This window comes from Pseudomonas putida NBRC 14164, from assembly GCF_000412675.1.
Lineage (GTDB): Bacteria > Pseudomonadota > Gammaproteobacteria > Pseudomonadales > Pseudomonadaceae > Aquipseudomonas > Aquipseudomonas putida.
Genome location: NC_021505.1, coordinates 2,015,005 through 2,027,779, shown reverse-complemented (window position 1 = coordinate 2,027,779; position 12,775 = coordinate 2,015,005). Strand labels below are relative to the sequence as shown.

11 protein-coding genes are annotated in these 12,775 nt (G+C 63.0%); 9 read left to right on the top strand and 2 right to left on the bottom strand.

The window, feature by feature from the left end; translation table 11 throughout:
- Nucleotides 1-11: 11 nt before the first annotated feature.
- Nucleotides 12-374, bottom strand: a complete 363-nt coding sequence (clpS, locus tag PP4_RS08870) for an ATP-dependent Clp protease adapter ClpS (RefSeq protein WP_016488124.1) — start codon at nucleotides 372-374, stop codon at nucleotides 12-14.
- A gap of 230 nt (nucleotides 375-604) precedes the next feature.
- Between clpS and cspD the strand changes: the two genes are divergently transcribed.
- A complete protein-coding gene (gene cspD, locus PP4_RS08865; RefSeq protein WP_016498853.1) occupies nucleotides 605-871 on the top strand; it encodes a cold shock domain-containing protein CspD in 267 nt (88 codons plus the stop codon).
- 70 nt (nucleotides 872-941) lie between these two features.
- Here cspD and icd read toward each other — a convergent pair whose 3' ends face one another.
- Nucleotides 942-2,198 (bottom strand): NADP-dependent isocitrate dehydrogenase, encoded by a 1,257-nt coding sequence (gene icd, locus PP4_RS08860; protein WP_016498852.1) that lies wholly within the window; start codon nucleotides 2,196-2,198, stop codon nucleotides 942-944.
- A 412-nt stretch (nucleotides 2,199-2,610) separates the two neighbouring features.
- Here icd and PP4_RS08855 point away from each other — a divergent pair, with 412 nt between their 5' ends.
- The 8 genes from PP4_RS08855 (at nucleotide 2,611) to PP4_RS08820 (ending at nucleotide 12,714) form a co-directional block, all read left to right on the top strand.
- Nucleotides 2,611-4,836, top strand: a complete 2,226-nt coding sequence (locus PP4_RS08855) for an NADP-dependent isocitrate dehydrogenase (protein WP_016498851.1) — start codon at nucleotides 2,611-2,613, stop codon at nucleotides 4,834-4,836.
- Nucleotides 4,837-5,038: 202 nt separating this feature from the next.
- Nucleotides 5,039-5,479 (top strand): NUDIX hydrolase, encoded by a 441-nt coding sequence (locus PP4_RS08850; protein ID WP_016498850.1) that lies wholly within the window; start codon nucleotides 5,039-5,041, stop codon nucleotides 5,477-5,479.
- Between the two features lie 57 nt (nucleotides 5,480-5,536).
- On the top strand, nucleotides 5,537-6,661 hold the full coding sequence (gene mnmA / locus PP4_RS08845; RefSeq protein ID WP_016498849.1) for a tRNA 2-thiouridine(34) synthase MnmA: 1,125 nt from the start codon (nucleotides 5,537-5,539) through the stop codon (nucleotides 6,659-6,661).
- Nucleotides 6,658-7,284, top strand: coding sequence for a high frequency lysogenization protein HflD (gene hflD / locus PP4_RS08840; RefSeq protein WP_016498848.1), 627 nt, complete (start codon nucleotides 6,658-6,660; stop codon nucleotides 7,282-7,284). Before mnmA ends, hflD begins: the two co-directional genes overlap by 4 nt.
- A gap of 230 nt (nucleotides 7,285-7,514) precedes the next feature.
- Complete coding sequence (purB, locus tag PP4_RS08835) at nucleotides 7,515-8,885, top strand: adenylosuccinate lyase (protein WP_041167991.1); 1,371 nt, start codon at nucleotides 7,515-7,517, stop codon at nucleotides 8,883-8,885.
- Nucleotides 8,886-8,966: 81 nt separating this feature from the next.
- Nucleotides 8,967-10,133: a ribosomal protein uL16 3-hydroxylase gene (locus PP4_RS08830; protein WP_016498846.1), complete on the top strand. Its 1,167-nt coding sequence runs from the start codon at nucleotides 8,967-8,969 to the stop codon at nucleotides 10,131-10,133.
- Nucleotides 10,126-10,554, top strand: a complete 429-nt coding sequence (locus PP4_RS08825; RefSeq protein ID WP_016498845.1) for a GNAT family N-acetyltransferase — start codon at nucleotides 10,126-10,128, stop codon at nucleotides 10,552-10,554. Before PP4_RS08830 ends, PP4_RS08825 begins: the two co-directional genes overlap by 8 nt.
- Nucleotides 10,555-10,752: 198 nt before the next feature.
- Nucleotides 10,753-12,714 carry a DNA topoisomerase III gene (locus PP4_RS08820; RefSeq protein WP_016498844.1) on the top strand — a complete coding sequence of 654 codons (1,962 nt, stop codon included), beginning with the start codon at nucleotides 10,753-10,755 and terminating at the stop codon, nucleotides 12,712-12,714.
- Nucleotides 12,715-12,775: the final 61 nt, after the last annotated feature.

Below are 12,775 nucleotides of genomic sequence, written 5' to 3'. Positions count from 1 at the left end.
GTGGTCGGCGATTAACCGTCCTTCTCGATTTCACAGAGTAGCGGATGCTGGCTTTCCCTGGCGTATTGGTTGACCTGCATAGCCTTTGTTTCGGCGATGTCACGGGTAAACAATCCGCACACTGCCCGCCCTTCTGTATGGACGGTCAGCATGATCTTGGTCGCCAGCTCGCGGTTCAGACTGAAGAACGTCTCGAGCACTTCGACGACGAAATCCATTGGCGTGTAGTCATCGTTGAACAAAACCACCTTGTACATCGGTGGCGCCTGCAGGATCGGCTTGGCTTCCTGGACTGCAAGACCCGAGCCGTCGTCCTCATTCGTTTGCGGGCGATCCTGATTGAATGTTAGTCGAATCTCACTAGGTGCATGCATGGAAAGAATTTCATCATGAGCGTCAGGTTAAGGTTGTGGGTTGACGGCATAGGCCACGGCCGGCGCAGGCGCCGGGCGACCTTGACTATCGGCAAAACGGTGTTACAACCAATAAGAACCCACCGTGGTCGATAAAGATCCGCGCAGTCAACCAGATTTTTCGCAAGGTTCGTATGCGGATGAAGTGGATGATACTCCAGTGATGGAGTCCTTTGCAGAGGGACATAGGGATGGCAAGCGGTAAAGTCAAGTGGTTCAACAATGCCAAGGGCTATGGATTCATCAATGAGGAAGGTAAATCCGATGACCTGTTCGCCCATTATTCGGCCATCCGGATGGACGGATACAAAACCCTCAAGGCAGGCCAGTCCGTAGTATTCGACATCGTGCAGGGCCCCAAAGGTTTGCACGCCGTCGAAATCAAAGACGCTGCGGTGGCCGCGGCAGAGCCCGACAGAACCCTGGGCGAGCCGCAGAGCGAAACTGCCAAAGCCTGACTGCCTGCGCTGCGCCGGTATACGAAACAACCGGCCGCTTCTTTACAGGAGCGGCCGGTTTTATGTTGCCTTACATATGCTTGATCATTTCGTCGCCAAAGCCTGAACTGCTCACGAGCGTGGCGCCGTCCATCAGGCGCTCGAAGTCGTAGGTCACGGTCTTGGCCGCAATGGCGCCGTTGGTGCCCTTGATGATCAGGTCGGCCGCCTCGGTCCAGCCCATGTGCCGGAGCATCATCTCTGCCGAGAGGATCACCGAGCCCGGGTTTACCTTGTCCTGCCCGGCATACTTGGGCGCGGTGCCATGGGTAGCCTCGAACATGGCCACGGTGTCGGACAGGTTGGCGCCCGGCGCAATGCCGATACCCCCCACTTCCGCCGCCAGCGCATCGGACAGGTAGTCACCGTTGAGGTTGAGGGTGGCGATCACGTCGTACTCGGCCGGGCGCAGCAAGATCTGTTGCAGCATGGCGTCGGCGATGGCGTCCTTGACGATGACTTCACGGCCGCTTTTCGGGTTCTTGAACTTCATCCACGGGCCGCCATCGAGCAGTTCGGCACCAAACTCGTCACGGGCCACTTCGTAACCCCAGTCCTTGAAGGCACCCTCGGTGAACTTCATGATGTTGCCCTTGTGCACCAGGGTCAGCGACTCGCGGTCGTTGTCCACCACGTACTGCAGGGCCTTGCGCACCAGGCGCTTGGTGCCCTCGCGCGATACCGGCTTGACGCCGATGCCGCAGTCCTGGTCGAAGCGGATCTTGGTGACGCCCATTTCCTCCTTGAGGAACTTGATCACCTTGTTCGCCTCAGGCGAGCCGGCCTTCCACTCGATACCGGCATAAATGTCCTCGGAGTTCTCGCGAAAGATCACCATGTCGACATCACCGGGCTTTTTCACCGGGCTCGGCACACCCTGGAACCACAGCACCGGGCGCAGGCACACATACAGGTCCAGTTGCTGGCGCAGGGCAACGTTGAGCGAACGGATGCCACCCCCCACCGGGGTGGTCAACGGGCCCTTGATCGACACCACGTAGTCCCGCACGGCATCGAGGGTTTCCTGCGGCAACCAGGTGTCCTGGTCGTAAACCTGGGTGGCTTTTTCGCCAGCATATACCTCCATCCAGGCGATCTTGCGCTTGCCGCCGTAAGCCTTCTGCACGGCCGCATCCACCACTTTGATCATTACCGGCGAGACATCGACGCCAATCCCGTCGCCTTCGATATAAGGAATGATGGGGTTGTCAGGAACGTTGAGCGAATGGTCTGCATTGACGGTGATCTTGTTGCCGTCGGTCGGAACCTTGATTTTCTGGTATCCCATGCTTGCACTACTCCGCTGTCGGGTGTGATTGGACATCGTGCGATCCACTGAGCCTAAACCACATCTGCCGACCTGCAAGGCATGCGACAACCCGCCACATTGCAGCTACGTCTTTGGTCTTATAAATGGGCCGATATCACTTGGCCTTGCTGATTAGCCCGAATGGTTTGGTATACTCCGCCGCGACCGTAGGGTCATCGGGGCGAATCCCAGGAAAATGCGGACCGCCCTTGGCCATGAATGGCCGAAAAGCCTGGGTTGTTACCGCAGCTCAGCATTGACGCTCGACTGATGCATCCACCATCACCGCTCGCAGCCTCTCGACTTTCCGCTCATGGCGCTGCCAGGGCGATGCGCCTACCCTGCGCACCACGAGACTCGAGCACGCTCAGCACACAGAGAGTTAACCCGCATGCCCACCCGTTCCAAGATCATCTATACCTTCACCGACGAAGCCCCCGCCCTCGCCACCTACTCGCTGCTGCCGATCGTCGAAGCCTTCACCGCTTCGGCTGACATCGCCGTCGAAACTCGCGACATCTCCCTGGCCGGCCGTATCCTTGCCGCCTTCCCGGAGCAACTGGGCGCAGAGAAGCAAGTAGGCGATCACCTGGCGGAACTGGGCCAGCTGGCTACCACCCCTGAAGCCAACATCATCAAGCTGCCGAACATCAGCGCCTCGGTACCGCAGCTCAAGGCCGCGATCAAGGAACTGCAAGGCAAGGGCTTCAACATCCCTGATTACGCCGACGAGCCGGCCACCGCGGACGAGAAAGAGTCCCGTGCCCGCTACGACCGCATCAAGGGCTCCGCCGTGAACCCGGTGCTGCGCGAAGGCAACTCCGACCGCCGCGCGCCGCTGTCGGTCAAGAACTACGCCCGCAAGCACCCGCACAAGATGGGCGCCTGGGCCGCCGACTCCAAGTCGCACGTTGCCCACATGACCCAGGGCGACTTCTACGGCAGCGAGAAGGCCGCACTGATCGAAGCTGACGACAGCCTGCGTATCGAGCTGGTCGGCAAAGACGGCACCACCACCGTCCTGAAAGAAAAGACCGCCGTCAAGGCCGCCGAAATCATCGACTGCGCCACCATGAGCCGCAAGGCCCTGAAAGCCTTCATCGCCGAGCAGATCGCCGATGCCAAGGCCGCCGGCGTGCTGCTGTCGGTGCACCTGAAAGCCACCATGATGAAGGTTTCCGACCCGATCATGTTCGGCGTCATCGTCGAAGAGTTCTACAACGACGTGCTGGCCAAGCACGCCGCAGCCCTGGCCGAAGTAGGCTTCAACGCCAACAACGGTATCGGCGACCTGTACGCCCGCATCAAGGACCTGCCAGCCGAGAAGCAGGCCGAGATCGAAGCCGACATCCAGGCCCTGTACGCCCAGCGCCCGGCCCTGGCGATGGTCAACTCCGACAAAGGCATCACCAACCTGCACGTGCCGAGCGACGTCATCGTCGACGCCTCGATGCCGGCCATGATCCGTGACTCGGGCAAGATGTGGAACACCGCCGGTGAACTGCAAGACGCCAAGGCCGTGATCCCGGACCGTTGCTACGCCGGTATCTACCAGGCCACCATCGAAGACTGCAAGCAGCACGGCGCCTTCGACCCGACCACCATGGGCAGCGTGCCGAACGTTGGCCTGATGGCGCAGAAAGCCGAAGAGTACGGCTCTCACGACAAGACCTTCCAGATCAAGGCCGACGGTGTCGTGCGCGTGGTCGATGGCAAGGGCAACGTTGTGCTGGAGCAGAACGTCGAAGCCGGTGACATCTTCCGCATGTGCCAGACCAAAGACGCGCCGATCCAGGACTGGGTCAAGCTGGCCGTCAACCGTGCCCGCCTGAGCAACACCCCTGCGGTGTTCTGGCTGGACCCGGCCCGCGCCCACGACGGCGTGATGATCGAGAAGGTGCAGCAGTACCTGAAGGATCACGACACCACTGGCCTGGACATCCGTGTTCTGCCCCCGGTCGATGCCATCAAGTTCTCCCTGGCCCGCATCCGCGAAGGCAAGGACACCATCTCGGTGACCGGCAACGTGCTGCGCGACTACCTGACCGACCTGTTCCCGATCATGGAGCTGGGCACCAGCGCCAAGATGCTGTCGATCGTGCCACTGATGAACGGCGGTGGCCTGTTCGAGACCGGCGCCGGCGGTTCGGCGCCCAAGCACGTGCAGCAGCTGGTGGAAGAGAACTTCCTGCGTTGGGACTCGCTGGGTGAATTCCTGGCCCTGGCCGCTTCCCTGGAGCACCTGGGCAACACCTACGACAACCCGCGCGCCAAAGTGCTGGCCAACACCCTGGACCAGGCCACTGGCAAGTTCCTCGACACCAACAAGTCGCCTTCGCGCAAAGTTGGCGGTATCGACAACCGCGGTAGCCACTTCTACCTGACCCTGTACTGGGCCCAGGCCCTGGCCGCCCAGGCTGACGACGCTGCCCTGCAGGCACGCTTCGCCCCGCTGGCAAAAACCCTGGCCGAGAACGAGGAGACCATCGTCGCCGAGCTCAACGCCGTTCAGGGCAAGCCAGCCGACATCGGTGGCTACTACGCCCCGGATGCCGAGCTGACCGCCAAGGTGATGCGCCCAAGCCAGACCCTGAACAGCGCCATTGCTGCCCTGTAAGGTTCGCTTGAAGTAACAGCACAAACCCCGGCCACGCACCGGGGTTTGTGCTTTTTGGACATTGGGGCTGCTTTGCAGCGCATCGCCGGCAAGCCAGCTCCCGCAGATACTGCAAGGCTCATGATCTGCACAGTACCTGTGGGAGCTGGCTTGCCGGCGATGGACCGCAAAGCGGTCCCGACCATCTGAAAGGACACCGCAAATGACCTGGCAACCCCACATCACCGTCGCCACCATCGTCGAGCACGAAGGCAAGTTCCTCTTCGTCGAAGAATTCAAAGCCAACCAGCACGTCTTCAACCAACCCGCCGGCCACCTCGAACCCTTTGAGACCCTGCCCCAGGCAGCCCTGCGCGAAACCCTGGAAGAAACCGCCTGGGAAGTCGAGCTCACCGGCGTGGTCGGCATCTACCTGTACACCGCCCCCAGCAACGGCGTGACCTACCAGCGCATCTGCTTCGCCGCCCGCCCGGTGCGCCACCACGCCGACCTGGCACTGGACAGCGACATCGTCCGCGCCGTGTGGCTGACCCGTGACGAGCTGCTGGCCGACCCGGCCCGCTGGCGCAGCGAGCTGGTGCCACGTTGCCTCGACGACTACCTCAACGGCCCCTTGCACAGCCTTACCCTGCTCCGCGACTGACGCGTCGCCACGGGTTTGATAGAATCGACGTTTTTCCCTTGATACACACCGGTACCCATGACCAGCCCAGCACTCAAAGACCCCGCCAAGACCCGCGTCATCGTCGGCATGTCCGGCGGCGTGGACTCTTCCGTCTCCGCCCTTCTGCTCATCGAGCAGGGCTACCAGGTGGAAGGGCTGTTCATGAAGAACTGGGAAGAAGACGACGGCACCGAATACTGCACCGCCCGTGAAGACCTGGCCGACGCCCAGGCCGTGTGCGACCGCATCGGCATCAAGCTGCACACCGCCAACTTCGCCGCCGAGTACTGGGACAACGTGTTCGAGCACTTCCTTGAAGAATACAAGGCCGGCCGCACGCCCAACCCGGACATCCTCTGCAACCGCGAAATCAAGTTCAAGGCGTTCCTCGACTACGCCCTGTCACTGGGTGCCGACCTGATTGCCACCGGCCACTACGTGCGCCGCCGCGACACCGACGGGCTTACCGAACTGCTCAAGGGCCTGGACCCGAACAAGGACCAGAGCTACTTCCTGCACGCCGTCGGCGGCAAGGAAATCGCCCGTACCCTGTTCCCGGTCGGCGAGCTGGAAAAACCGCAAGTGCGCGCCATCGCCGAAAAGCACGGCCTGGCCACCGCCAAGAAAAAAGACTCCACCGGCATCTGCTTCATTGGCGAGCGCCGCTTCAGCGACTTCCTCAAACAGTACCTGCCAGCCCAGCCGGGCAACATCGAAACCACCGAAGGTGAAGTGATCAGCCGCCACCATGGCCTGATGTACCACACCATCGGCCAGCGCCAGGGCCTGGGCATCGGCGGCCTGAAGGATGCCGGTGACGAGCCGTGGTACGTGCTGCACAAGGACCTGACCCGCAATGTGCTGGTGGTCGGCCAGGGTAACGAACACCCTTGGCTGTTCTCCCGCGCCCTGCTCGCCTCGGAAATCTTCTGGGTCAACCCCATCGACCTCAGCAGCCCGCGTCAGCTCACCGCCAAGGTACGCTACCGCCAGAGCGACCAGCAGTGCACCCTGGAACTTACGGCCAGCGGCTACCGCGCGGTGTTCGACGAGCCGCAGCGCGCCGTTACCCCAGGCCAGTCGGTGGTGTTCTACGACGGTGAAGTGTGCCTGGGCGGCGGCGTGATCGAAGCCGCCGAGCCGTGGAGCCCGCGCGCATGAGCAACCTGCAGGAGCAGCTGATTGCGTTGGGCGGTGTGTTTCAGGCCGCTGTGTTGGTGGACCGTATCGCCCGCACCGGCCAGGCCAGTGAGGCCAACATCGGTTGCATGCTTGGCAGCCTGCTGGTACGTGACCCCAAGGACACCCTCGAGGTGTTCGGCGGTGACGACCTGAACCTGCGCGACGGCTACCGCGCGCTGATCGGCGCACTGGAGCGCGACCCCAACAGCCTGCAGCGCGAGCCACTGCGCTACGCCCTGTCAATGCTGGGGCTGGAGCGCCAGCTGAACAAGCGTGGCGACCTGCTCGATACCATCGGCAACCGCCTGCCGCAAATCCAGTCCCAGGCTGACCATTTTGGCCTTGTTCATGAAAACGTCATTGCCTCCAGTGGCGCCTTGTACCAGGACACCCTGAGTACCTTGCGTCAGCGCATTCAGGTGCATGGCGACATGCGCTTCCTGCAGCAGGCCAGCAACGCGTCGAAAATCCGCGCCCTGCTGCTGGCCGGCATCCGCGCCGCACGCTTGTGGCGCCAACTGGGCGGTCACCGCTGGCAACTGGTGTTCAGCCGGCGCAAGCTGCTGAACGAACTGTACGACATGATGCGCAGCCCCAACTGACGGGCTGAGCTGCCCTTTGTGGGAGCGGGCGCGTCGAGGCGTCGAACCGCCGCGAAGCAGGCGACTCGGTGTATGGCACCGGCTACGCCGGTGTTCGCGGGCATGCCCGCTCCCACAGGGCCTGCCACCAGATCCAAATTGGGCCGACCTTTGGTCAGCCACCCGACCTGGGCGCAATTTTCATGTATGATATGCGCCCTTCCAAAAGCCTGACTGTCCGAGAACACCCCATGCAGCTTTCTTCGCTCACTGCGGTTTCCCCTGTAGACGGCCGTTATGCCGGCAAAACCCAGGCCTTGCGCCCCATTTTCAGCGAATTCGGCCTGATCCGTTTCCGCGCCCTGGTCGAAGTGCGCTGGCTGCAGCGCCTGGCCGCCCACCCGCAGATCGGCGAAGTGCCGGCGTTCTCCGCCGAAGCCAACGCACTGCTGGACAACCTGGCCACCGATTTCAAACTTGAGCACGCCGAGCGCGTCAAGGAAATCGAGCGCACCACCAACCACGACGTCAAGGCGATCGAATACCTCCTCAAGGAGCAGGCCGCCAAGCTGCCTGAGCTGGCCAAGGTCAGCGAGTTCATCCACTTCGCCTGCACCAGCGAGGACATCAACAACCTGTCCCACGCCCTGATGCTGCGCGCCGGCCGTGACGACGTGCTGCTGCCGCTGATGCGCCAGATCGCCGACGCCATCCGCGCCCTGGCCCACGCCCACGCCGACGTGCCGATGCTGTCGCGCACCCACGGCCAGCCGGCTTCGCCGACTACCCTGGGTAAAGAGCTGGCCAACGTCGTGTACCGCCTGGAGCGCCAGATCGCCCAGGTCGCTGCCGTACCGCTGCTGGGCAAGATCAACGGCGCCGTGGGCAACTACAACGCCCACCTGTCGGCCTACTCGCAGATCGACTGGGAAGAGAACGCCCGCGCCTTCATCGAAGACGAGCTGGGCTTGCAGTTCAACCCGTACACCACCCAGATCGAGCCACACGACTACATCGCCGAGCTGTTCGACGCCATCGCCCGCTTCAACACCATCCTGATCGACTTCGACCGTGACGTGTGGGGCTACATCTCGCTGGGCTACTTCAAGCAAAGAACCGTTGCCGGCGAAATCGGCTCGTCGACCATGCCGCACAAGGTCAACCCGATCGACTTCGAAAACTCCGAAGGCAACCTGGGTATCGCCAACGCGCTGTTCCAGCACCTGGCCAGCAAGCTGCCGATCTCGCGCTGGCAGCGCGACCTGACCGACTCCACCGTGCTGCGCAACCTGGGCGTGGGCTTCGCCCACAGCGTCATTGCCTACGAAGCCAGCCTGAAAGGCATCGGTAAGCTGGAAGTCAACGAAGCCCGTATCGCCGCCGACCTGGACGCCTGCTGGGAAGTGCTGGCCGAGCCGATCCAGACCGTGATGCGCCGCTTCAACATCGAAAACCCCTACGAGAAGCTCAAAGAGCTGACCCGTGGCAAGGGCATCACCCCGGACGCGCTGCTCACCTTCATCGACGGCCTCGACATGCCAGCCGAAGCCAAGGCCGAGCTCAAGCAGCTGACCCCCGCTACCTACATCGGTAACGCGGCAGCCCAGGCCAAACGCATCTAAGCTGACCGTCGCGTGCAACGCCCGGCCTGGCCGGGCGTTTTTATTCCCGGACGAAAATTACGTTTTTTCAATAGGTTGAACATGAATCCTGATACTCCACTGCAGCTGCTCGGCGGCATCTCGGCCCGCGAATTCATGCGCGACTACTGGCAGAAGAAGCCCCTGCTGGTGCGCCAGGCCTTCCCGGACTTCATCAGCCCGATCGACCCCGACGAACTGGCTGGCCTGGCCCTGGAAGAGGAAGTCGAATCGCGTATCGTGCTCGAGCACGGCGCCCACCCGTGGGAGCTGCGCCGCGGCCCGTTCAACGAAGACACCTTCGCCGAGCTGCCGGAAAAAGACTGGACCCTGCTGGTACAAGCGGTGGACCAGTTCGTCCCGGAAGTGGCCGAACTGCTGGAGAACTTCCGCTTCCTGCCCAGCTGGCGTATCGACGATGTGATGATCAGCTTCGCCGCCCCCGGTGGCAGCGTTGGTCCGCACTTCGACAACTACGACGTGTTCCTGCTGCAAGGCCACGGCGAGCGCAACTGGAAGATCGGCCAGATGTGCAGCAGCGACAGCCCGCTGCTGGAGCACGCCGACCTGCGCATCCTTGCCGAATTCGAGCAGAGCGAAGAGTGGACCCTGGAGCCAGGTGACATGCTCTACCTGCCACCACGCCTGGCTCACTACGGCGTGGCCGTGGACGACTGCCTGACCTACTCGGTGGGCTTCCGCGCGCCAAGCGCCGCCGAAGTGCTGACCCACTTCACCGACTTCCTCGGCCAGTTCCTGCCGGACGAAGAGCGCTACAGTGACGCCGACGCCCAGCCGGTCAGCGACCCCCACCAGATCCAGCACGACGCCCTCGACCGCCTCAAGGCCCTGCTCGATAAGCACATGGGCGACAAGGACCTGCTGCTGACCTGGTTCGGCCAGTTCATGACCGAGCCGCGCTACCCCGAGCAGATCGTTGGCGAAGAGCTGAGCGAGGAAGAGCTGGTGGACGCCCTCGAGCAAGGCGCCATCCTGATCCGCAACCCAAGCGCACGCATGGCCTGGTCGGAGTTCGAGGACGACCTGCTGCTGTTCGCCAGCGGCCGCAGCTGCCCGCTGCCAGGCAAGCTGCGCGAGCTGCTGAAGCTGGTGTGCGCGGCAGACGCCCTGCACATCGACAACCTCGCAGACTGGCTGCAGGACGAAGATGGCCTTATGCTTCTACAGCAGCTGGTCAAACAAGGGAGCCTGGGATTCGCCAATGAATAAGATCAGCGTTCGCCTCGCCGACTGGCAGAAAGACAACGCCGACATCCGCCGTATCCGTGAAGCGGTGTTCGTCGCCGAGCAGCACATTCCGCCAGAGCTGGAGTTTGATTCGGAAGACCAGGACGCCCTGCACTTCCTGGCCATGGAGGGTGACTATCCGATTGGTACCGCGCGCCTGCTGGCGGACGGCACCATCGGGCGCATCTCGGTGCTCAAGGACTGGCGCGGCCTGAAGGTGGGTGACGCGCTGATGAACGCAGTGATCGTCGAAGCGCAAAACCGCGACCTGAAGCAGCAGATGCTCAGCGCCCAGGTGCACGCCACGCCGTTCTACGAGCGCCTCGGCTTTCGCATAGTCAGCGAGGAATTCCTCGAAGCCGGCATCCCGCACGTGGACATGGTGCGCGACTCGCGCGTCTGATCCATCACCTCCCCACAGGCGCCCCACACATTCTGAAAAATGTGCGGCCCTGTGGGAGCGGGTTTACCCGCGAAAGGGCCGTACAGCTCAAAACACTTCCCCTGACAAAAACCTGTACATCCATCCAGATAAAACTTGCCTCCGCGCCCCCGCTTGCGCATCCTAGTGCCCATCACCTCCGATGAAGCGTCCCCGGCCATGCGCCTGTTCCTCTGCGAAAAACCCTCACAGGCAAAAGACATCGCCAAAGTGCTAGGCGCCACCCGCAAGGGCGACGGCTGCTGGCAAGGCACTGACGTCTGCGTAACCTGGTGCATCGGCCATCTGCTGGAAACCGCCCCGCCCGACAGCTACGACGAACGCTACAAGCGCTGGAACCTGGCCGACCTGCCGATCATCCCGGACAAGTGGAAGATGCTGGTCAAGCCCAAGACCGCCAGCCAGTTCAAGGCGGTGAAGCGCCTGCTGGGCGAAGCGCGGGAGCTGGTGATTGCCACCGACGCCGACCGCGAAGGCGAAATGATTGCCCGCGAGCTGGTCGAGCATTGCCGCTACCGCGGCCCGGTGCAGCGCCTTTGGTTGTCGGCGCTCGACGACACCTCCATCCGCAAGGCCCTGGCACGCCTGCTGCCAGGCCACGAAACGTTCAACCTTTATCACTCGGCGCTGGGCCGCTCTCGCGCCGACTGGCTCATCGGCATGAACATGAGCCGGCTGTTCACCCTGCTTGGCCGCCAATCCGGCTACCAGGGTGTGCTGCCGGTGGGCCGGGTGCAAACCCCCACCTTGCGCCTGGTGGTCGACCGCGACCGCAGCATCGCCGACTTCGTGCCGGTGCCGTTCTGGGCCATCGACGTACAGCTTGAACATGCAGGACAAGCTTTCAACGCCCAGTGGCGTGCGCCCGAGGACGCCTGCGACGACCAGGGCCGCTGCCTGAACCAGAGCTTGGCGCAACAGGCCGCCGCCGCCATCGGTAACGCTGGCACGGCACGGGCCGTAAAAGTGACCACCGAGCGCGTGCGTGAAGCCGCGCCCTTGCTTTTCGACCTTGGCACCCTGCAAGAGCTGTGCTCGAAAAAGTTCGGCCTCGGCGCCCAGGAAACCCTCGACATTGCCCAGGCCCTGTACGAAACCCACAAGCTCATCACCTACCCGCGCAGCGATTGCGGCTACCTGCCGCTGAGCCAGCACGCCGAAGCACCGGCCATCCTCGCCGCCCTGCAACGGGCCGATGCCGGCCTCGCGCCGCTGCAGCCCCACCTGGAGCCGCAGCGCCGGTCGCGGGTGTGGAACGACGCCAAGGTCAGCGCCCACCACGGCATCATTCCTACTGCCGCCGCCAGCGACCCGTCGCGCCTGCCGGCCAAGCACAAGGCGGTGTACACCCTGATCCGCGCCCGCTACCTGGCGCAGTTCCTGCCCAACCACGAATATGATCGCACCCAGGCCGACTTCGACTGCGCCGGCCATGCCCTGCGCGCGGTGGGCAAGCAAATCGTCGAGCCGGGCTGGCGCCGCGCCCTGCCCGAAGCGCTGACCCCGGCCAAGGGCCGCGAAGCACCACCGGCCCAGGTGCTGCCAGCGCTGAGCGAAGGCCAGGACTGCACCGTCCAAGGCCTGCAACTGAAAGACCTGTGGACCCAGCCGCCCAAGCCGTTCACTGAAGGCGACCTGATCAAGGCAATGAAAAACGTGGCCAAGCTGGTGGACGACCCGCGCCTGAAGCAGAAGCTGAAAGAAACCACCGGCATCGGCACCGAGGCCACCCGCGCCAGCATCATCCAGGGCCTGCTCGACCGCGGCTATCTCGTAAAAAACGGCAAAGCGCTGGCGGCCACGCCTGCGGCCTTCAGCCTGATTGATGCCGTCCCCCGCGCCATCGCCGACCCTGGCACCACGGCGATCTGGGAGCAGGCGCTGGACATGGTGCAAAGCGGCGAGATGAGCCTGGAAGAATTCGTGGCCCGACAGTCGGCGTGGATGGGCAAGCTGGTCGAGCGTTGCAGCGGCATGCGCATGACCATCAGCGGGCCGGCAGCCGGTGCAGCGCCGCCCTGGAAGAAGAAGCGTCGCGGTGGAGGTGGGAAAAGCAAAGCAGCCGGAAGCAAGTCAGCAGCAAGCAAGCCGCGTCAGCCCCGAAAAAAAGCGACAACCTGAAGCTTCTGCACTGGCATTACAGGCCCTATCGCCGGCAAGCCAGCTCCCACAAGCCTTGTAG

What these genes read in the sequence shown, in the direction of transcription:
- clpS (WP_016488124.1), bottom strand. Translation starts at nt 374, where the DNA reads ATGCATGCACCTAGTGAGATTCGACTAACATTCAATCAGGATCGCCCG.
- cspD (WP_016498853.1), top strand. Translation starts at nt 605, where the DNA reads ATGGCAAGCGGTAAAGTCAAGTGGTTCAACAATGCCAAGGGCTATGGA.
- icd (WP_016498852.1), bottom strand. Translation starts at nt 2,198, where the DNA reads ATGGGATACCAGAAAATCAAGGTTCCGACCGACGGCAACAAGATCACC.
- PP4_RS08855 (WP_016498851.1), top strand. Translation starts at nt 2,611, where the DNA reads ATGCCCACCCGTTCCAAGATCATCTATACCTTCACCGACGAAGCCCCC.
- PP4_RS08850 (WP_016498850.1), top strand. Translation starts at nt 5,039, where the DNA reads ATGACCTGGCAACCCCACATCACCGTCGCCACCATCGTCGAGCACGAA.
- mnmA (WP_016498849.1), top strand. Translation starts at nt 5,537, where the DNA reads ATGACCAGCCCAGCACTCAAAGACCCCGCCAAGACCCGCGTCATCGTC.
- hflD (WP_016498848.1), top strand. Translation starts at nt 6,658, where the DNA reads ATGAGCAACCTGCAGGAGCAGCTGATTGCGTTGGGCGGTGTGTTTCAG.
- purB (WP_041167991.1), top strand. Translation starts at nt 7,515, where the DNA reads ATGCAGCTTTCTTCGCTCACTGCGGTTTCCCCTGTAGACGGCCGTTAT.
- PP4_RS08830 (WP_016498846.1), top strand. Translation starts at nt 8,967, where the DNA reads ATGAATCCTGATACTCCACTGCAGCTGCTCGGCGGCATCTCGGCCCGC.
- PP4_RS08825 (WP_016498845.1), top strand. Translation starts at nt 10,126, where the DNA reads ATGAATAAGATCAGCGTTCGCCTCGCCGACTGGCAGAAAGACAACGCC.
- PP4_RS08820 (WP_016498844.1), top strand. Translation starts at nt 10,753, where the DNA reads ATGCGCCTGTTCCTCTGCGAAAAACCCTCACAGGCAAAAGACATCGCC.